This is a genomic window from Aeromicrobium terrae, from assembly GCF_008039565.1.
Classification (GTDB): Bacteria; Actinomycetota; Actinomycetes; order Propionibacteriales; family Nocardioidaceae; genus Aeromicrobium; species Aeromicrobium terrae.
Window position 1 is genome coordinate 103,821 of the sequence record NZ_VDUX01000001.1, and the last position, 17,770, is coordinate 121,590.

Here is a 17,770-nt window from a genome sequence, read left to right on the forward strand (position 1 = left end):
AATGCCGGTCGTCAGCCGTTTACGGGGATGTGGTTGACGGTGCCGCCGTCCACCACGAACTCCGAGCCGGTCGAGAACGACGACTCGTCGCTGGCGAGGAAGACGACGAACGTCGCCACCTCCTCGGGCTCACCGGGGCGGCCGAGCAGGATCGGGATCATGTCCGCGGGCATCGCGTCGGTGAGCTCGTTGCGGATGCGGCCGGGGTGAATGGAGTTGACGCGGATGCCGTGCGGGGCGAGCTCGATCGCCACGGACTTCGTCAGCCCGCGCAGGGCCCACTTCGACGTGACGTAGCCGTGCGCCCACGCGGTGCCGCGGAGTCCCTCGATGGAGGAGTTGTTGATGATCGACCCGCCGTCGGCGGCGATCATCGCGTCGGCGACGGCCTTGCAGCCGAGGAACGCGCCGGTCAGGTTGATGTCGAGGATCTCCTGCCACTGCTCCACGGGGTAGCGCTGGAGCTTCCCGCCGTTGAAGATCCCGGCGTTGTTGAACAGGACGTTCAGCGAGCCGAACTCCGCGACGGCCAGCTCGACCGCTCGGGTCCAGTCGTCCTCGCTGCGGACGTCGAGGTGGACGTAGCGGGCTGCGTCACCCAGCTCGTCGGCCAGTGCGGCACCTTCGTCGTCGACGATGTCGCCGAGCACGACCCGGGCACCCTCGGCCACGAGCATGCGCGCGCTCGCTGCACCGATGTTGCGTGCCCCGCCGGTGATGAGAGCGACCTTGCCGTCCACGCGACCCATGCGCGGGACGGTAGCATCATCGCCATGCCTGGTAGAACACGTTCTACTGAACCGATCCGCGTCGCCCAGGTCGGCACCGGCAACGCGGGACGGCTGACGCTGCGCCAGCTCGTGCAGGACCCGCGGTTCGAGCTCGTCGCCGTCGGCGTCTCCACCGCCGACAAGGTCGGCATCGACGCGGGTGAGCTTGCGGGCATCGACGCGACCACCGGCGTGCGCGCGGTGATGGACCTCCAGACCGTCATCGACGCGAGGCCGCAGTGCGTCGTCTACTGCGCGATGGGGGACACCCGCCCGGTCGAGGCCACCAACGACGTCCGCCGCCTGCTCGAGGCCGGGATCGACGTCGTCGGGTCCGCGCCCGGCACGCTGCAGTTCCCGTGGGGGACGATGCCGGACGCGGTCATCGAGAAGGTGGAGGCCGCGGCGCGCGCCGGCGACGCCTCGGTCTACATCACCGGCGTCGACCCCGGCTTCGCGAGCGACCTGATCCCGCTCGCGCTGGCGAGCACGTGCCAGCGCGTCGAGCAGGTCCGCTGCTACGAGCTGGCCGACTACGCCACGTACGACGGGGCCGAGGTGATGTTCGACCTGATGGGCTTCGGCAAGCCGCTCGACGACACGCCGCTGCTGTTCCTGCCCGGCGTCCTGGGCTTCGCCTGGGGCACGGCGATCCGGATGATCGCCGAGGGTCTCGGCATCACGATCGACGAGGTCGTCGAGTTCTGGGAAGCCGAGCCCGCGCCGGAGTCCTACGACATCGCCGCCGGGCGGATCGAGAAGGGAACGATCGCCGCGCTGCACTTCTCGATCACCGGGATGGTCGCCGGCCATCCGGCGATCGTGGTGGAGCACGTCACCCGCACCCGCGACGACCTCCGCCCCGACTGGGCCCGCCCGTCATCGGGCGGAGGCGCCTACCGCGTCGAGATCACCGGTGAGCCGAGCTTCGTCGTCGACATCGTCCCGAGCAGCGACCACGGCGACCACAACCACGCCGCGATCGTCGCCGCCTGCGGCCGGATCGTGAACTCCATCCCGGACGTCCTCGCCGCGCCGCCGGGCATCCGCACCACCCTGGACCTGCCGCTCCCCACGGGTCACGGCACCTACACGGGCCCGGTCACACCTGGACGGTGACGGCCTCGCCGGGATCGACCCAGGTGACGCTGCCGGCGTGCCGTGAGGCGTCGAGCACCCGCTGGGCCTCGGAGCGGCCCTGCTTGAAGTGGGTCCAGCCCTCGTAGTGCACGGGGACCACGTGCGTCGCGCCGAGCAGGTCGAGCAGCTTCAGCGACTCCTTGGCGTCCATCGTGTAGCGGAGGCCGCCCGAGAGGTACCGGAACTTCACTCCGCCCAGGTGGAGCAGAACGGTCCCGACGTCCCGGCGCTCGGCGACGTCGCGCAGGCCGCGGTAGAACACGGTGTCACCGGTGACCCACAGGGAGCCGTGCTCCTGGCCGTCCCAGGTCAGGTCGAAGCCGACGACGGGTCCGGTGATCGGGTCGCTGCCGGCCGGTCCGTGGCGGCACGGTGTCGCGGTGATGGTGATGGTCGGCTTGCCGGGCGCCTCGAGCGTCGTGGTGTCCCAGGCCGCGAGCCCGGTGGCGCCGCCGCCCAGCTTCTTCGCGCCGGCCTTCGTCGTGAACACCCGGCCCCACCGGGGGAGCAGGTCACGCGCCGACGGGTCGAGGTTGTCGCCGTGATGGTGGTGGCTCACCAGGACGGCGTCGATCGGGCCGAGCTCGTCCGGGGAGATCGACGGCCCCGCCACCTTGCGCGACGTCGTGCCCCAGCCGAAGAAGTAGCGCTGCCCCGGAGGGTCGAACGTCGGGTCGGTCAGGATGCGCCATCCGTCCACCTCGACGAGCGCGGTGGGGCCCCCGATGTGCGTGATGCGGGCTTCGGTCATGCCTCACTGTCCCGCACTCAGGACGGTCCGCGCAGGTAGGTGAGCACGGCGGAGACGCGACGATCCGACGTCGGCTCGAGGTCGAGCTTCGCGAAGATGTTGCCGACGTGCTTGCGGACGGCAGCCTCGCTGACGACGAGACGGTCCGCGATGGTCGGGTTCGTGTGGCCCTCGGCCATCAGGGCGAGGACCTCGCGCTCGCGGTCGGTCAGGGCAGCGAGTGGGCCGTCGTCACGGCCGCGGGCGAGCAGGTGGCGGACGACGTCGGGGTCGACGACGGTGGCGCCGCCGGCCACGCGGTCGACGCTGTCGAGGAAGTCGCGGACGTGGCCGACGCGGTCCTTCAGCAGGTAGCCGATGCCGGCGTGGCTTCCGGCAGTCGAGTCCAGCAGGTCCGCGACGTACGCCTCGGCGATGTACGCAGACAGCAGCATGATCGCCATGTCCGGGTGCCGCTCGCGGATGGTGACCGCCGCCCGCAGGCCCTCGTCGGTGTGCGTCGGGGGCATCCGGATGTCGGTGATGACCAGGTCGGGCCGGTGGTTGTCGGTGTAGACGAGCAGCGCGTCCGCGTCGGTCACGGCGGCGACGATCTCGTGCCCGGCCTTCTCGAGGATCCCGACCAGCCCTTCGCGCAGCAGGGCGGCGTCCTCGGCGAGGACGATCCTCAGGTGGTCGGACATGTCATCCTCACGGTCGTCGGCCCGCCGGGCGGACTGGTCAGCTCCAGAGTGCCGTCGACCGCCTCGACCCGGGCGGCCAGACCGGCCAGGCCGGTGCCGGCTACGGGATCGGCACCACCGCGACCGTCGTCCTCGACGGACACGGTCAACGAGCCGTCCGCGACCCAGGCGTGGACCCGCACGGAGGACGCGCCCGCGTGCCGCGCGGTGTTCGTGAGCGCCTCGCTGACCAGGAAGTACGCCGCGGCCTCGACGCGCGCCGGCAGCCGGCCGTCGAGATGCAGGTCGGCGTCGACGGGGACGGGGGAGCGGTCGGCCAGCTCACGGATCGCCGCCGCGAGGCCGTGGTCGGTGAGTACCTGCGGGTGGATGCCGCGCACCGTGGCGCGCAGCTCGGCCAGCGCGTCCTCGGCCAGGGCGTGTGCCTTGCCGACGAGCTCGAGCGCCGGGCCGTCCTGGAGCTCCAGCTCCGCCTGCCCCAGCGTCATGGTCAGCGCGACGAGCCGCTGCTGGGCGCCGTCGTGGAGGTCGCGCTCGATCCGGCGGCGCTCGGCCTCGAACGCATCGACGAGGCCGGTCCGCGACCGGCGCAGCTGCTCGACGGCGGCGGCCAGCCGGGCCTCCGTGGGCTCCAGGAGCAGGCGAGTGAGGCCGGCCTGCGCACTGGCGAGTGCCGTGACGAGGTAGGCGGCGACGACCGCGGCGAGCAGGCCCACGACCACCGCCGGCCACGCCTCGGCGGTGTCGTCGATGCGCCACCCGAGGACCTCGAGCGTGTCGAGCTGCACGAGGACGGGCGAGAGGATCAACGTGGCGGGCGCGGTGATCGCGAAGACCAGCACCACGGCGTCGACGACCCAGAGCACCGTTGCCAGCAGCACGGCGTGGCCGACCTCAGGCCAGGAGACCGGAAGTGTCCGCCAGGCGCCGACGCGTTCGCGCAGGGTCGGTGCGCTCGTGTCGTCCGCGACCGAGTCACGAGGAAGTACCAGCCGGAGGCGGGTCCGCTCCGCGTCCGCGATCACGGACGTCAGCAGAGGGACGCTGGCCAGCAGGAGCAGGCCGACCACGATCACCGCGGTGAGGACACCGAGAGCGACCACCGTCGCCAGGACCACCAGGGCGACGATGCCGACCGGCACGGTGGAGATCAGGTACGCGAGCGAGCGCCACGGCCACGTCGTCACGAGGAGCCGGGCGGGACGCGTGCGCAGGGCGGTCCACGCGTCCGGGTACTGGCTCACACGACCAGCCTAGGAGCCGGAACGCCCGCGGACGGTAGCGCGCACGCTACCTCTGCTGTCGCGCGTGAGCCCGTGTGCAGGGCGGCCACGGCGACTGGACTGGTCCCATGACCGTCCAGACGATTCCCGCCGCCCCGGCCGTCGCCCTCGACGACCTGTCCCGCGTCTACAAGACCCGCGCCGGGAGCGTCCACGCGCTCCGAGGCGTCAGCCACGCGTTCGGCGCCGGCACCTTCACCGCCATCATGGGGCCGTCCGGCTCCGGCAAGTCCACGCTGCTCCAGCTCGCCGCCGGCCTCGACGTCCCCTCGGGCGGTCGGGTCAGCATCGGCGGCACCGACCTGGGCCGGCTGAAGGCGACGGCCCTCACGACGTTCCGCCGCACCTCGATGGCGTTCGTCTTCCAGTCGTACAACCTGCTCGACGCCCTGACCGCCTTCGACAACGTCGCGCTACCGGCCCGCCTCGCCGGACGTCCCGTGGACCGCGCCGCCGTGCTCGACGCCCTGGACCAGGTCGGGCTGCGTGACCTCGCGCGCCGTCGCCCACCAGAGCTGTCCGGCGGCCAGCAGCAGCGCGTCGCCATCGCCCGCGCGATCCACTCCCGCCCGGACGTCCTGTTCGCCGACGAGCCGACGGGTGCCCTCGACCGCACCACCGGCCGCGACGTGCTCGCCCTGCTCCGCCGGGTCGCCGACGACGGGCAGTCGGTGGTCATGGTCACGCACGACCCGTTGGCCGCGTCCTACGCCGACGAGACTCTCTTCCTCGCCGACGGCCGGATCGTCGGGCGCCTCCAGAACGCCGACGCCGCCGCGATCGCGCAGCGCATGAGCGAGCTGGAGGACCGATGAGGACGATGAGCCTGGCGCGGCAGACCGTCCGCACCTCGTGGCCCGCCTACCTCGGCGCGTTCGTGGCGCTGGCCAGCGGCGTGGTCTTGATCGCCACGACGGTGAACCTGGTCGCCTCGGTCGACGCCACGCTGTCCCGCCTCGGCCCGTCGGCGACGGTGGACCAGCGCCAGCAGCTCGACGACCTCACCTCGATGTTCGGCATCATGTCCGCGGTCTCGATGTTCATGGCTCTGTTCGTCGTCGGGTCGACGTTCGGGTTCGTCGTCGCGACCCGGCGACGCGAGCTCGGGCTGCTGCGGCTCGTCGGCGCCACTGGCCGGCAGGTGCGCCGCCTGGTGCTCGGGGAGTCGCTCGTCGTCGCCGTCCTGGCGTCGATCGCCGGGTGCCTGGTGGCGACGCCGCTGGCAGGGCCGGTGCTCGCCATGGTCCGTCGGATCGGGGTCACCGACCAGCACCTGGTCGCTCCAGCGCCGTGGCTGGCCTGGGCCATCGCCGCACCGACCGGGATGGCCGTGGCGATCCTCGGCGCCCGGCGGGCGTCCCGACGGGCGGCGAAGGTCCCGCCCGTCGCCGCACTGCAGGAAGCCGCCATCGAGCGCGGACGTCCGAGCGCCGCGCAGTGGGTCGTCGGCACGTTCTGCCTGGCCGGCGTCGTCGCGGCCGCGATCCTCGCCGCGGAGGGCGGTCCATTGTTCGCCTTGGTCGCGTCGATCCTCCTTCCGGAAGTCGTCGTGATCGCGATGATGTGCTTCGGCCCGCTGCTGATTCCGCGGCTCGCCGCCCTGCTGGCGCGTCCGTGGGTCTCACGGGACGTCACCGCACGGTTCGCCCGCGACGAGCTGCGCGCGGCCGTGCGGACCACGACCTCCGTCGCCGCGCCGGTCATGGCGATCTCGGCGATCGCCGGCTCGATGCTGATCTCGCTCAGCTTCACGGCCGACTGGACCTCCGCCCAGGACCGGGCACAGCTGCGCGCGCCGCTCGTGGTCCAGCCTGGTCCGAAGCACGCCGACACCGTCCGCACCGTCGTCGAGGACCCGGCGGTGCGCCTCGTGGACCAGCGCCGCACCACCACGATCGAGCTGGACGACGACGGCTACTCCCGCGAGGACGTGGACGCCGTCGACGTGTCCACCGCCACCGCGGCGCGCGGTCTGAGCGCTGTCCGTGGGCGGCTCGCCGACCTGCACGGCCGCGCCGTCGCCGTCTCCCGGACCTGGACCACGGACTCGGGCAAGAACCTCGGCGACTACCTGCGCGTCCGGGTCGACGGTCATCGCGTGGACGTGCGGATCGTCGCCGTGGTCAAGGACGCCCCCGACCTCTACGGGGACATCATGCTGCCCACGGACCTGTGGCCCGACCGGCTCGCGGACAACCCGCCCGACGAGCTGTTCGTCGTGCCGGCCCCAGGCACCTCGGTGGACGCGGTTCGGAGCGCCCTGGAGCGGCGACTGCACGGTACCGACAGCCACGTCCGGACCGCCGACGACTGGATCGACGACGTGACCGCCCAGACCCGGCGGGCCAACAATCTCGGGCTCGTGATCCTGCTCGGCCCTGCCGGCTTCTATGCGGCGATCGCGATGGTCAACGCGACCCTCATCGGGGCGACCCAGCGGCGGCGCCAGCACCGCGTGCTCGCGCTGCTGGGCGCCACGCGGGAACAGCTGCGACGGGTCGCGCTGTGGCAGGCCGCGCTCGTCACCGGCGCCGGGCTGGTGATCGGTGGACTCACGACGGTGCTGATGGGCATCCTGGTCCGCCGGGCGATCTCCGCCGACCTCGCCGGCACCGGCGTCGATCCGGGTATGACGATCCCGTGGCTGCCGCTCGCCGCCATCGCCCTGACGTGCGGTGCGCTCGCTGCGGCCGCGGGGGCTGCCGGAGCGCGCACCGCACGGTCGTGAGTCAGGCGGCCTGCGGGACCGCCAGTGCCCGGCCGGCCTCGCGCGCTGCCGACAGCGCCTTCTGGTGCATCTCGGCGGCCAGGTCGGCGAAGTCGTCGAGGGCCGGGTTGACGCCGACCAGCGTGAACTCGCGCTCGACGACGGTCAGGTCGGCGCCCCAGACGTCCTCGAGGATGCGCCGGAGGTAGGCGGTGGAGTGGTCCCAGCCCTCGCGGGGCGTGCCCGCCCCGTACGCGCCGCCGCGCACCGTGCACAGCACGACCGGCTTGCCGGCGAGCAGGGGAGCAGTGGGGTCGGCGGCTCGGGGGTCGGTGGCGACGAGGTCGATCCAGGTCTTGACGTGCTGCGAGACGCCGAAGTTGTAGAGCGGCACGGCCAGCAGGATCGCGTCGGCCGCGAGGAGCTCGTCGACGAGCTGGGCGGCGAGCTGCTGCCCGGCCGCCTCGCCGGACACGGACTGCGCCCAGGCGTCGGCGGGGAGCACGTCGACGCCGATGTGGCGCCGCTCGATGGTGTCGCCGGGGTGAGCAGCGAGCCACTCAGCCTCGACGATGTCGGCGATCTCGCGGCTCGCCGATCCGTCGGTGCGGATGCTGGCGTCGAGTCGGAACAGGGTCATGAAGGTCTCCTCGTGTGATAGTTCAAGCTTGAAGTTAGAATAGTTCAACCTTGAAGTGAGGACAAGCAGGGGTGTCGGGCGACTACCGTGAAGGCATGGCCACGAAGGACACCGCTGCCTCGACGACGCAGTGGCTCACCGAGGACGAGCAGCGGGCGTGGGTCGCCTTGGCGCACGTCCTGGTGGAGCTGCCGACGACGCTGGACGCGCAGCTCCAGCGCGACGCGGGCCTCAACCTGTACGAGTACTTCGTCCTCAGCCGACTGTCGATGACGGAGCCCGAGCCGACGTGCCGGATGAGCGAGCTGGCCGAGATGGCCGGCGGATCCCTGTCCCGGCTCTCGAACGTCGTGAAACGGCTGGAGGAGCGGGGCTGGCTGCGCCGGGAGCCCGACCCGACCAACGCCCGCTACACGAACGTGACCCTCACCGAGTCCGGGATGGACAAGGTCGTCGAGGCCGCGCCGGGCCACGTGACCGCCGTCCGCGACCTCGTCATCGATCCGCTCAGTGCTGCGCAGATCACGGCCCTCGCCGAGATCGGCGAACAGGTGCGCTGCCGGATCCAGTCCTGCTGAGCTAGCCGCGCGACGCGACGACGTCCGCCACGACGTCGAGGCAGCGGAGGTCCGTGGTGGCGGGAACCACGATCATCTCGTCGCACCCGGCCTCCTCGGCGCCGTCCAGCGCAGCCCGCAGGGCGTCGGGGGAGGAGGTGCGGGCGGTGGCCGCGATCGCTTCCGCCAGCTTCGGCCCGAGGAACGAGAGGTAGCGGGCGGTGAACGCGTGCAGTGTCTCGACGCTGTCGGGCACGCCGACAGCGACGAACGTGCCGTTGACCTTCCGCGGCGCGCCGGCACGTCCGGCGTCCTGCCAGCACGTCTCGGCGAGGGCGTTGACCTTGCCGATCTCGGCAGGGTCGGCGGCGATGCTGAAGCCGCTGATCCCGTCGGCCCACTGCGCCGCGCGGCGCATCGCCTTCGGTCCCACGGCGCCGGCCAGGATCTGCGGACCGCCGGGTTGCACGACTGCCGGCCCCACGGGGTCCGCACCGTCGAACGGCGGCTCACCTGCCAGCAGCGACCGCAGCTCGGCCACCTGGGCGTCCAGCCGTGCGTGCCGGTTGCGGACCTCGGCGCCCAGCGCGCGGTAGTCGTCGTCCCGGGCCCCCACGCCCACCGCGACGTCGAGACGACCGTGGGAGAGCTGGTCGAGCGTGCCGATCTGCTGCGCCACCATCGCCATCGGGTGCTGGGGGAGCACCCACAGATTGGCGAAGACCCGGACGCGTTCGGTGACCGCAGCGCACGCGGCGAGCGTCGCCACCATCTCCGGGTTGGAGAAGGTGACGCGCTCGCCGGCCGAGACGCTCGAGAACGGTCCGTCGTCGATGGCCCTGGCCCACGACACCGTGGTGCCTGGTCCGTACTCCGTCGCCATCTGGGGGACGGCGACGCCGACCTTCACCGATCAGATGTCGTAGTAGAGCTCGAACTCGTGCGGGTGCGGCCGCAGCTGCACCGGCGCGATCTCCTCGGTGCGCTTGTACTCGATCCACGTCTCGATCAGGTCGGACGTGAACACGTCACCGGCGGTGAGGAACTCGTGGTCGGCCTCGAGCGAGTCGAGGACGGCGCCGAGGGAGGTCGGCACGTGGTCGATCTCCGCGTACTCCTCGGGCGGGAGCTCGTAGATGTTCTTGTCGATCGGCGCCGGCGGCTCGATCTTGTTCTTGATGCCGTCGAGGCCGGCCAGCAGCAGCGCCGAGAAGGCGAGGTACGGGTTGCTGGACGGGTCGGGGCAGCGGAACTCGATGCGCTTGGCCTTCGGGTTCGCACCGGTGATCGGGATGCGGACGCAGGCGGACCGGTTGCGCGCGGAGTAGACGAGCGCGATCGGGGCCTCGAAGCCCGGCACCAGGCGGTGGTACGAGTTCACCGACGGGTTGGTGAACGCCAGCAGCGACGGCGCGTGCTTCAGGATGCCGCCGATGTAGTGGCGGGCGGTGTCGGAGAGTCCGCCGTAGCCGGCCTCGTCGTAGAACAGCGGCTCGCCGTTGTTCCACACCGACTGGTGCACGTGCATGCCCGAGCCGTTGTCGCCGAAGATCGGCTTCGGCATGAACGTCACGGTCTTGTCGTTGGCCCAGGCCGTGTTGCGGACGATGTACTTGAACTTCATCAGGTCGTCGGCGGCCTTGAGCAGCGTGTTGAAGCGGTAGTTGATCTCCGCCTGGCCCGACGTGCCGACCTCGTGGTGACCGCGCTCGAGGACGAGGCCGGCGTCCTGCAGGTTCGTCATCATGTCGTTGCGCAGGTCGGCCAGCTTGTCGGTGGGGGCGACGGGGAAGTAACCGCCCTTGTAGCGCACCTTGTAGCCGCGGTTGTCGGTGATGTCGTCACCGGTGGACCAGGCGGCCTCGGCCGACGTGATCTCGTAGAACGACTTGTTGGCGCTGGTGCCGTAGTTCACGCGGTCGAAGATGTAGAACTCGGCCTCAGGCGCGAAGAAGGCGGTGTCGCCGATGCCTGTGGTGGCCAGGTACGCCTCGGCCTTGCGGGCGATGTTGCGCGGGTCGCGCGAGTAGGCCTCGCCGGTGATCGGGTCGTGGACGAAGAAGTCCATCGCGATCGTCTTGCGCGCCTTGAACGGGTCGACGTAGGCGGTGCTCACGTCCGGGAACAGCACCATGTCGGACTGGTCGATGGTCTGGAAGCCGCGGACGGACGAGCCGTCGAACGCGACGCCGTTCTGCACCATGTCCGCGTCGAACGACGCGGCCGGCAGGGTGAGCTGCTGCTGGATGCCGGGAAGGTCGGTGAATCGGACGTCGAGGTACTCGACTCCCTCGTCCTTGATGAACTTGAACAGCTCGTCGGCACTGCCGAACATGGGGCCTCCTCAGCCGCTTCCGGCGCGGCCATCGATTGTGGTCCACACGCTAGGGTCGGGCAGTTTCCCGACCGTCACCTGTTTGTTTCCGGCATGTTACAAGTCCGCGGATAGGGTCGCCTCGTGCCCCATGTCTCCCTGGGACGACGTCTCGTCGCCCTGCTGATCGACTGGGTGATCGCCGCGTTCAGCGCCATCGCGCTGGCCGGAGTGAGCTATCCACCGGACGACATCGGGCAGAACCTCGTCATCACCGGCTTCTTCGTCGGGGAGGTCGCGCTGCTCACCGGTCTGCTCGGCTACTCGATCGGCAAGCGGGTCGTGGGCCTGAAGGTCGAGGGGCCCAACGGTCGCCCGATCGGCGTCCCGCGGGCGATCCTGCGCACGCTGCTGGTCTGCCTGGTCATCCCGGCGGTCGTCATGAACGACGAGCGCCGCGGACTGCACGACATCGCCGTGACGTCGCGCGTGATGCCGGTTCAGTAGGACGGGTTCGGCAGGTCCGAGCGGTTGCGCTCGACCGAGACGGCCGTGCCCTGGGCGTCGAAGCAGAACCGGGCGACACCGCGGTCGCGGGTCTTGAAGGTCGTGCGCGCGAAGAGGCAGTCGAGCCCGGCGGCGGGTGCAGCGCCGCCGTCGTCGGACCATGCCTTCTCGAGCTTGGTGCTGCGGATCGCGCCCTTGGCGGTGACGTCGTCGACGGACAGCGTGCTCTTCTGGGCCGCCAGCGAGCGGTACTGCTGGGCGGTCATCTCGCCGGGGTCATTCTCGCCCTGGCAGCCGGCGAGCAGGACGACGACGGCCGCCCCGAGGAGGAGGGGTCGCACGGTCAGCCGCGCATCGCGCGGCGGGCGCCCTTCAGGTTCGTGGGCATCGGGCCGCGGGGGATCGGGACGCCGGGTCGCATCGAGTCGAGCGCCTTCAGCTTGTTCATGACCGCGGTCTGCTCGGCCGGCTTGAGCGCCTTCGGCAGCTTCTGCACGTGCTTGAGCAGCTTGGTGAGCGGAACCTCGTCCTCCCCGCGACCGACCACGACGAGATGGACCGGGATCTCCTCGCCGGCGATGCGGCTGTGCCGCTTCTTCTCCGACGCCAGCAGCCCACGGACTCGGCTGCCGTTGCCCTCGCCCACCAGGATGATGCCTGGGCGGCCGACGACGCGGAACACGACGTCCTGGTTGCGGGTGACGGCCACCGGCTCGGTCTTCAGGTCCCAGCCGCGCTTGAGCATGCCGAGCGCTCCGGCGGAGGCACCACGCTGGCCCTCGGCCTGGGCGTAGGCGGCCTTCTCGGCGCGCCGGCCGAACACGATGAGGACGGCCAGCAGGCCGGTCATCAGCGCGAAGACGACCGTGAGGATGATGCCGAACGTTCCGGTGCCGAACAGGAAGAACCCGCCGACGGCGAAGAGGCCACCGACCAGGACGAACCACAGGAGCAGGATGAGCCCGATGTTCGGATCGGAGTTCTTGGTGATCCGGTAGGCCTGGCGCATCTGGCGCAGGCGGCCCTTCTCCGGCTGTGGCGCGGCGTTAGACATGCGGACCAGCCTACTCGGCGGGCGTGGCGATGCCGCGGGCGGCGAGAGCCTGCTGGTACAGGCGGCCGGCGCGGTACGAGGAGCGGACCAGCGGGCCGGACATGACGCCGGCGAAGCCGATCTCGTCGGCCTCGTCCTTGAGCTCGACGAACTCCTCGGGCTTGACCCACCGCTCGACGGGGTGGTGGCGCTTGGAGGGGCGCAGGTACTGGGTGATGGTGATCAGGTCGCACCCGGCGTCGTGCAGGTCGCGCAGCGCCTGGCTGACCTCCTCGCGGGTCTCGCCCATGCCGAGGATCAGGTTGCTCTTGGTGACCAGGCCGTACGCGCGGGCCTGGGTGAGGACGTCGAGGGAGCGGTCGTAGCGGAACGCCGGGCGGATGCGCTTGAAGATGCGCGGCACGGTCTCCACGTTGTGAGCCAGCACCTCCGGGCGGGAGTCGAAGACCTGCTCGAGCAGCTCCGGGACGCCGTTGAAGTCGGGAATCAGGTTCTCGACGCCGGTGCCGGGGTTCAGCTCGTGGATCTGGCGGACCGTCTCGGCGTACAGCCACGCGCCTCCGTCGGGGAGGTCGTCGCGGGCGACGCCGGTGATGGTGGAGTAGCGCAGCTGCATCTTCTTGACGCTCTCGGCGACACGACGCGGCTCGTCCCGGTCCAGCGGAGCGGGCTTGCCGGTGTCGATCTGGCAGAAGTCGCACCGCCGGGTGCACTGCTCGCCACCGATGAGGAAGGTGGCCTCGCGGTCCTCCCAGCACTCGAAGATGTTGGGGCAGCCGGCCTCCTGGCAGACGGTGTGCAGCCCCTCGCCCTTCACCAGGTTCATCAGCTCGTTGTACTCAGGGCCCATCTTCGCCCGGGTCTTGATCCACTCGGGCTTCTTCTCGATCGGGGTCTCGGCGTTCCGGACCTCGAGGCGCAGCATCTTGCGGCCTTCAGGAGCGATGGTCACGAGCTCAACCTTACGGTGCCCACGGGAACGCTCAGGTTCTCGTGAGCGTCGTGCGCGATGTCGGGGGACGGGGTGTACGGCTCCCACGCGAGGAGATCGACGAGGTGGGGCCGGACGGCACCGGCGGCCTCGGGCACGGTGACGTCGCGGCCGAGCTCTTCGGACAGCGTGGTGACGCCCGCGTCGGCGATGCCGCAGGGGACGAAGCGGTCGTACCAGGCGAGGTCGACGTCGGCGTTCAGCGAGAAGCCGTGCATCGTGACCCCCTTGGCGACGCGGATGCCGATGGCGGCGATCTTGCGCTCCTGGCCGCGGTCGTCGGCAGCAAGCCAGACGCCTGAGCGTCCCGGGACGCGACCGGCGGCGACACCGAGGTCGGCGACGGCGCGGATCAGTGCCTCCTCGACGCGTCGGACGTAGTCGACGACGAGAACGTGCGACGGCAGCTTGGTGATCGGGTAGCCGACCAGCTGGCCGGGGCCGTGGAACGTGATCTTGCCCCCGCGGTCGACGTCGACGACCGGAGTGCCGTCGAACGGACGCTCGTGCGGCTCGGTGCGTTTGCCGGCGGTGTAGACGGGCGGGTGCTCGAGGAAGAGCGCGGTGTCGCCGATCGAGTCGTTCGTCCGCTGCTCGTGCAGCTCCCGCTGGAGGGCCCAGGCCTCCTCGTAGGGCAGCGCGTTCGCGCCGTACCAGTCGTCGAGGATGCTCAGCGCCGTCACCACTTCAGGTTAGCGCGGCTGTGGATGGCGATCGGCGAGCGTCCGGCCGCTCGTCGACACTGCGGCCATGGACTCCGTGCTCGCGCTGCTGTGGCTGCTGGCCGCGTGGGTCGGCGGGGCCGACGACCACCCGGCGTGCCTGGTTCTCGGCGGGCTCGACGCCGCGCGGGCGCAGGCCTTCGTGAGCTCTGACGAGCAGCGGCTGGCGGACGTCTACACCGACGAGCGCGCGGCTCGGCCCGACGTGGCGGTGCTGCGGTCGTACCGCGAGCGCGGCCTGCGGCTGCACGGCATGAGGCTGGAGCGGCGACGGTGCCAGGTGGCGTCGGACGATCCCGATCGCGTCGTGCTCGACGTCGTCGACCGGCTCGCGCCCACGACGGTCCGCACGGCCGACGGATCGTGGCGCCGCCTGCCGCGCGACGAGTGGTCGCGCCACACCGTGGTGCTCCGGCGCGTCGACGACGCGTGGCGGATCGCGTCGGTCAGCTCTCCCCGGTGGAGCCGTCGATGAGCTCGCGGACGACGTCGAGGTGGCCGGCGTGCCGCGCCATCTCCTGCAGCACGTGGAACGCGATGGTCGCCAGCGTGGGCGGTGGCTCCTCCGCCGGGAAGCGACCGCCGGTGGCCGCGACGGCCGAGAGCGGACGGTCGCGCAGGATCTCCGACGTGCGACGTCCGCCCGCGACCAGCCTCTCGGAGAGCTCGGCGACGGACGCGTCGGTGTGCCACCGCTCGTCGACCTGGTCGCCCCACGGGTCCGCGACCTGTTCGCCGAGGAATCCCCACACGAACCAGCGGCGCTCCATGAACACCAGGTGTGCGAGCAGCTGGCGCGGCGTCCAGCCCGACGGCAGGACGGCGGCGTCGAGCGCGGCGTCGTCGAGGCCGTCGAGCTTGCTCAGGACGGCCGAGCGGTAGAAGTCGAGCTGGGCGCGCAGGTGCGCTGCGGGGTCGGCCGCGTCCGACGGCTGAACCTCGACGAGGACCATCAGGCCAGGGCCGACCGCATCGCGGACTCGAGGTCGGCGTGCTCGAACTCGAACCCGGCCTCGCGCAGCCGGGCCGGCTGCAGGCGGATGGAGCCGAGCAGGTCGTTCGCCATGCCGCCGAGGACGCCGCGCAGCGCGAACCGCGGCGCGGTCATCACGGTCGGGCGGTGCAGGACGTCGCCCAGGGCGGCGGTGAACTGGGAGTTGGTGACGTCGGCGGGCATGACGATGTTGTACGGCCCGGAGGCGTCCTTGTTCTCGAGCAGGAACGTCACGGCCCGGAGCCAGTCGGTCATGGAGACCAGCGCCATGTGCTGCCGGCCGTTGCCGAGCCGGCCGCCCAGTCCGAGCTTGAACAGCGGCAGGATCGGGCCGAGCAGGCCGCCGGACTGCTCCAGGACCAGGGCGGTCCGCAGGAACACCACACGAGCGCCGGCGTCGACGGCGGGCTGTGCCGCCGCCTCCCACTTGGTGGCGATCTGCGCGGGGAAGTCGTCGCCGAGCTCGCTCTCCTCGGTGAGGACGTCGTCGCCGCGGTTGCTCCCGTAGATGCCCATCGCGGAGCCGGAGAGCAGCACGGGCGGGTCGTCCGAGCCGGCGATGGCCCGGGCCAGGGTCGTGGTGGGGTCGACACGGGACCGCATGAGCTCGCGCTTGTACGACGACGTGCGCGGCCAGTGGCCGATCGACGCACCCGACAGGTTGACGACGGCGTCGGCCCGGTCGATGACGATCTGGTCGATGCGGCCCGTGCGCGGGTCCCACAGCGACGCGTCGTCGCGGACCTGTCGCTCGTCGCGGACCAGCCGGGTGACCCCGTGGCCCTGCGCGCGCAGGTGCGCCACGAGGGCGGTTCCGAGGAACCCCGACGCGCCCCCGACGACGACCTGCAGGCTTGGGATCAGGACCCCATCTCGCCGTCGAAGGACCCGTTCTGCAGGCGGTCCTTCACAGCCGTCAGGAACCGGCCGGCGTCCGCACCGTCGATGATGCGGTGGTCGTAGGTGAGCGCGAGGTACGCCATGCTGCGCACCGCGATGCTCTCGCCGCCCTGGGCGTCGGTGATGACGACCGGGCGCTTGACGACCGCGCCCACACCCAGGATCGCGACCTGCGGCTGGTTGATGATCGGCGTGTCGAACAGGGCGCCGTTGCTGCCGAGGTTCGTGATCGTGAACGTGGCACCGGAGATCTCGTCGGGCGAGATCTTGTTGGTGCGCGTGCGCTCGGCGACGTCGGCGATCTTCCGGGCGAGCCCGGCGATCGACAGGTCACCGGCGTCGCGGATCGTCGGCACGAGCAAGCCGCGCTCGGTGTCGACCGCGATGCCGAGGTGCTCGCCGTCCGGGTAGGTGACGGTGCCGGCCTCGACGTCGAGCGCCGCGTTGACCTTCGGGTGCGACTTGAGCGCCTCGATGGCGGCCTTCGCGAAGAACGGCAGGTACGTGAGCTTGACGCCCTCGCGCTCGAGGAACGCGTCCTTGTGCCGCGCCCGCAGGCGGGCGATCTCGGTGACGTCGACCTCGTGCACCTGGGTGAGCTGCGCGGAGACCTGCAGCGACTCGACCATGCGCGTGGCGATGGTCTTGCGCAGCCGGCTCAGCTTCTCGGTGCTGCCGCGCAGCGGCGACGGCTGCGCCGGGGCGGCCGGGGCCGACGTGGCAGCGGCCGCGGGTGCCGCGGCGGCCGGTGCCTTCTCGGCGGCGTCGAGCACGTCCTGCTTGCGGATGCGGCCGCCGACGCCGGTGCCGGTGATCGACGCGAGGTCGACGCCGTGCTGCTTGGCGAGCTTGCGCACGATCGGCGTCACGTACGTGTCGCCCGACGAGCTCGAGCTCGTGGAGGCCTGCGGCGCCGGGGCGGGCTCGGGGGCCTTCTGGGGCCCAGGCTCAGGCTCAGGCTCGGGCTCAGGAGCGGGAGCCTCCTCGGCCTTCGGCTCCGGCTCGGGCTCAGGTGCCGGCTCGGGCTCGGGCTCCGGCTCTGGCTTCTCCTCGGCCGCGGGCTGAGACTCCTGCTGCGGCGCGGCGTCGCCGGACCCGATCACGGCCAGGACGGCGCCGACCTCGACGGTCTCGTCCTCCTCGGCGCGGATCTCCAGGAGCTTTCCGGCCACGGGGGAGGGGACCTCGGTGTCGACCTTGTCGGTGGAGATCTCCAGCAGCGGCTCGTCGACGGCGACGTCGTCGCCGACCTGCTTGAGCCACTGGGTGACGGTGCCCTCGGTGACGCTCTCGCCGAGCGCCGGGAGCACGATCTCGGTGCCCTGGTCCGTCTCGCGCGTGTCGGGCCCGGACGGGGTGTCCTCCGGCGGCGCGCTCTGCTCCGGCTCGGCCTTCTGCTCGGGCTCCGGTGCTGACTCGGGCTCGGGGGCGGGCTCCGGCTCGGGCTGTGCCTCGGCCGTGTCCTCGACGGGCGCGGAGTCGTCACCGCTGCCGGAGTCGGCGCTCTCGCCGGCCTCGCCGATGATGGCGAGCACCGCGCCGACCTCGACCGTCTCGTCCTCGTCGGCCTTGATCTCCAGCAGCGTGCCGGCGACCGGGGACGGGATCTCGGTGTCGACCTTGTCGGTGGAGACCTCGAGGAGCGGCTCGTCGACGGCGACCTCGTCGCCGACCTGCTTGAGCCACTGGGTGACGGTGCCTTCGGTGACGCTCTCACCGAGGGCGGGAAGGGTGACGGTCGTGGCCATGGTGTCCTC

Annotated in this window: 20 protein-coding genes; 6 read left to right on the forward strand and 14 right to left on the reverse strand. The window is 71.4% G+C overall.

What is annotated here, in order from left to right; genetic code table 11:
* Positions 1–11 precede the first annotated feature (11 nt).
* Complete coding sequence (locus FHP06_RS00520) at positions 12–749, reverse strand: SDR family oxidoreductase (protein ID WP_147682769.1); 738 nt, start codon at positions 747–749, stop codon at positions 12–14.
* 24 nt (positions 750–773) lie between these two features.
* Here FHP06_RS00520 and FHP06_RS00525 point away from each other — a divergent pair, with 24 nt between their 5' ends.
* The gene (locus FHP06_RS00525) at positions 774–1,889 is read left to right on the forward strand and encodes an NAD(P)H-dependent amine dehydrogenase family protein (protein WP_147682771.1); all 1,116 of its coding nucleotides are present in this window, start codon (positions 774–776) and stop codon (positions 1,887–1,889) included.
* Here the strand turns inward: FHP06_RS00525 and FHP06_RS00530 are convergent.
* From FHP06_RS00530 to FHP06_RS00540, 3 genes are read right to left on the reverse strand one after another with little or no spacing between them, the layout of a single operon-like run.
* Positions 1,873–2,661 carry an MBL fold metallo-hydrolase gene (locus tag FHP06_RS00530; protein WP_147682773.1) on the reverse strand — a complete coding sequence of 263 codons (789 nt, stop codon included), beginning with the start codon at positions 2,659–2,661 and terminating at the stop codon, positions 1,873–1,875. The two genes, FHP06_RS00525 and FHP06_RS00530, sit on opposite strands and share 17 nt — an antisense overlap.
* A gap of 17 nt (positions 2,662–2,678) precedes the next feature.
* Positions 2,679–3,344, reverse strand: a complete 666-nt coding sequence (locus FHP06_RS00535) for a response regulator (protein WP_147682775.1) — start codon at positions 3,342–3,344, stop codon at positions 2,679–2,681.
* Positions 3,329–4,588 carry a sensor histidine kinase gene (locus tag FHP06_RS00540; RefSeq protein ID WP_147682777.1) on the reverse strand — a complete coding sequence of 420 codons (1,260 nt, stop codon included), beginning with the start codon at positions 4,586–4,588 and terminating at the stop codon, positions 3,329–3,331. The genes FHP06_RS00535 and FHP06_RS00540 overlap by 16 nt, the downstream gene beginning before the upstream one ends.
* A 107-nt stretch (positions 4,589–4,695) precedes the next feature.
* Between FHP06_RS00540 and FHP06_RS00545 the strand changes: the two genes are divergently transcribed.
* Both FHP06_RS00545 and FHP06_RS00550 read left to right on the forward strand, forming a co-directional pair.
* Positions 4,696–5,442 carry an ABC transporter ATP-binding protein gene (locus FHP06_RS00545; RefSeq protein ID WP_147682779.1) on the forward strand — a complete coding sequence of 249 codons (747 nt, stop codon included), beginning with the start codon at positions 4,696–4,698 and terminating at the stop codon, positions 5,440–5,442.
* Positions 5,439–7,355: an FtsX-like permease family protein gene (locus FHP06_RS00550; protein WP_147682781.1), complete on the forward strand. Its 1,917-nt coding sequence runs from the start codon at positions 5,439–5,441 to the stop codon at positions 7,353–7,355. The genes FHP06_RS00545 and FHP06_RS00550 overlap by 4 nt, the downstream gene beginning before the upstream one ends.
* A gap of 1 nt (position 7,356) precedes the next feature.
* On the opposite strand, the gene FHP06_RS00555 is transcribed toward FHP06_RS00550, so the two are convergent.
* The gene (locus tag FHP06_RS00555) at positions 7,357–7,974 is read right to left on the reverse strand and encodes an FMN-dependent NADH-azoreductase (protein WP_147682783.1); all 618 of its coding nucleotides are present in this window, start codon (positions 7,972–7,974) and stop codon (positions 7,357–7,359) included.
* 95 nt (positions 7,975–8,069) lie between these two features.
* Between FHP06_RS00555 and FHP06_RS00560 the strand changes: the two genes are divergently transcribed.
* The gene (locus FHP06_RS00560) at positions 8,070–8,552 is read left to right on the forward strand and encodes a MarR family winged helix-turn-helix transcriptional regulator (protein ID WP_147682784.1); all 483 of its coding nucleotides are present in this window, start codon (positions 8,070–8,072) and stop codon (positions 8,550–8,552) included.
* Position 8,553: 1 nt separating this feature from the next.
* Here the strand turns inward: FHP06_RS00560 and FHP06_RS00565 are convergent, their stop codons facing one another.
* On the reverse strand, positions 8,554–9,441 hold the full coding sequence (locus FHP06_RS00565; protein ID WP_147682786.1) for an LLM class flavin-dependent oxidoreductase: 888 nt from the start codon (positions 9,439–9,441) through the stop codon (positions 8,554–8,556).
* Between the two features lie 3 nt (positions 9,442–9,444).
* Positions 9,445–10,866, reverse strand: a complete 1,422-nt coding sequence (gene glnA / locus FHP06_RS00570; RefSeq protein ID WP_147682788.1) for a type I glutamate--ammonia ligase — start codon at positions 10,864–10,866, stop codon at positions 9,445–9,447.
* Between the two features lie 123 nt (positions 10,867–10,989).
* Between glnA and FHP06_RS00575 the strand changes: the two genes are divergently transcribed.
* A complete protein-coding gene (locus FHP06_RS00575) occupies positions 10,990–11,352 on the forward strand; it encodes an RDD family protein (protein WP_147682790.1) in 363 nt (120 codons plus the stop codon).
* Here the strand turns inward: FHP06_RS00575 and FHP06_RS00580 are convergent.
* From FHP06_RS00580 to lipB, 4 genes are read right to left on the reverse strand one after another with little or no spacing between them, the layout of a single operon-like run.
* Positions 11,346–11,693: a hypothetical protein gene (locus FHP06_RS00580; protein WP_147682792.1), complete on the reverse strand. Its 348-nt coding sequence runs from the start codon at positions 11,691–11,693 to the stop codon at positions 11,346–11,348. The genes FHP06_RS00575 and FHP06_RS00580 overlap by 7 nt on opposite strands.
* A gap of 2 nt (positions 11,694–11,695) precedes the next feature.
* Positions 11,696–12,406: a DUF4191 domain-containing protein gene (locus tag FHP06_RS00585; protein ID WP_147682794.1), complete on the reverse strand. Its 711-nt coding sequence runs from the start codon at positions 12,404–12,406 to the stop codon at positions 11,696–11,698.
* 10 nt (positions 12,407–12,416) lie between these two features.
* Positions 12,417–13,331 (reverse strand): lipoyl synthase, encoded by a 915-nt coding sequence (gene lipA, locus FHP06_RS00590; RefSeq protein ID WP_330999593.1) that lies wholly within the window; start codon positions 13,329–13,331, stop codon positions 12,417–12,419.
* A 23-nt stretch (positions 13,332–13,354) separates the two neighbouring features.
* Positions 13,355–14,080: a lipoyl(octanoyl) transferase LipB gene (gene lipB / locus FHP06_RS00595; RefSeq protein WP_147682798.1), complete on the reverse strand. Its 726-nt coding sequence runs from the start codon at positions 14,078–14,080 to the stop codon at positions 13,355–13,357.
* Positions 14,081–14,147: 67 nt separating this feature from the next.
* Between lipB and FHP06_RS00600 the strand changes: the two genes are divergently transcribed.
* Complete coding sequence (locus FHP06_RS00600; protein WP_147682799.1) at positions 14,148–14,594, forward strand: hypothetical protein; 447 nt, start codon at positions 14,148–14,150, stop codon at positions 14,592–14,594.
* On the opposite strand, the gene FHP06_RS00605 is transcribed toward FHP06_RS00600, so the two are convergent.
* Genes FHP06_RS00605 through sucB form a run of 3 tightly spaced genes read right to left on the reverse strand, consistent with a single transcriptional unit; the run spans position 14,566 to position 17,761 of the window.
* The gene (locus FHP06_RS00605) at positions 14,566–15,072 is read right to left on the reverse strand and encodes a mycothiol transferase (protein WP_147682801.1); all 507 of its coding nucleotides are present in this window, start codon (positions 15,070–15,072) and stop codon (positions 14,566–14,568) included. The two genes, FHP06_RS00600 and FHP06_RS00605, sit on opposite strands and share 29 nt — an antisense overlap.
* On the reverse strand, positions 15,072–15,977 hold the full coding sequence (locus FHP06_RS00610) for a TIGR01777 family oxidoreductase (protein WP_330999594.1): 906 nt from the start codon (positions 15,975–15,977) through the stop codon (positions 15,072–15,074). Before FHP06_RS00610 ends, FHP06_RS00605 begins: the two co-directional genes overlap by 1 nt.
* On the reverse strand, positions 15,974–17,761 hold the full coding sequence (gene sucB / locus FHP06_RS00615; RefSeq protein ID WP_147682805.1) for a 2-oxoglutarate dehydrogenase, E2 component, dihydrolipoamide succinyltransferase: 1,788 nt from the start codon (positions 17,759–17,761) through the stop codon (positions 15,974–15,976). The genes FHP06_RS00610 and sucB overlap by 4 nt, the downstream gene beginning before the upstream one ends.
* Positions 17,762–17,770 lie beyond the last annotated feature (9 nt).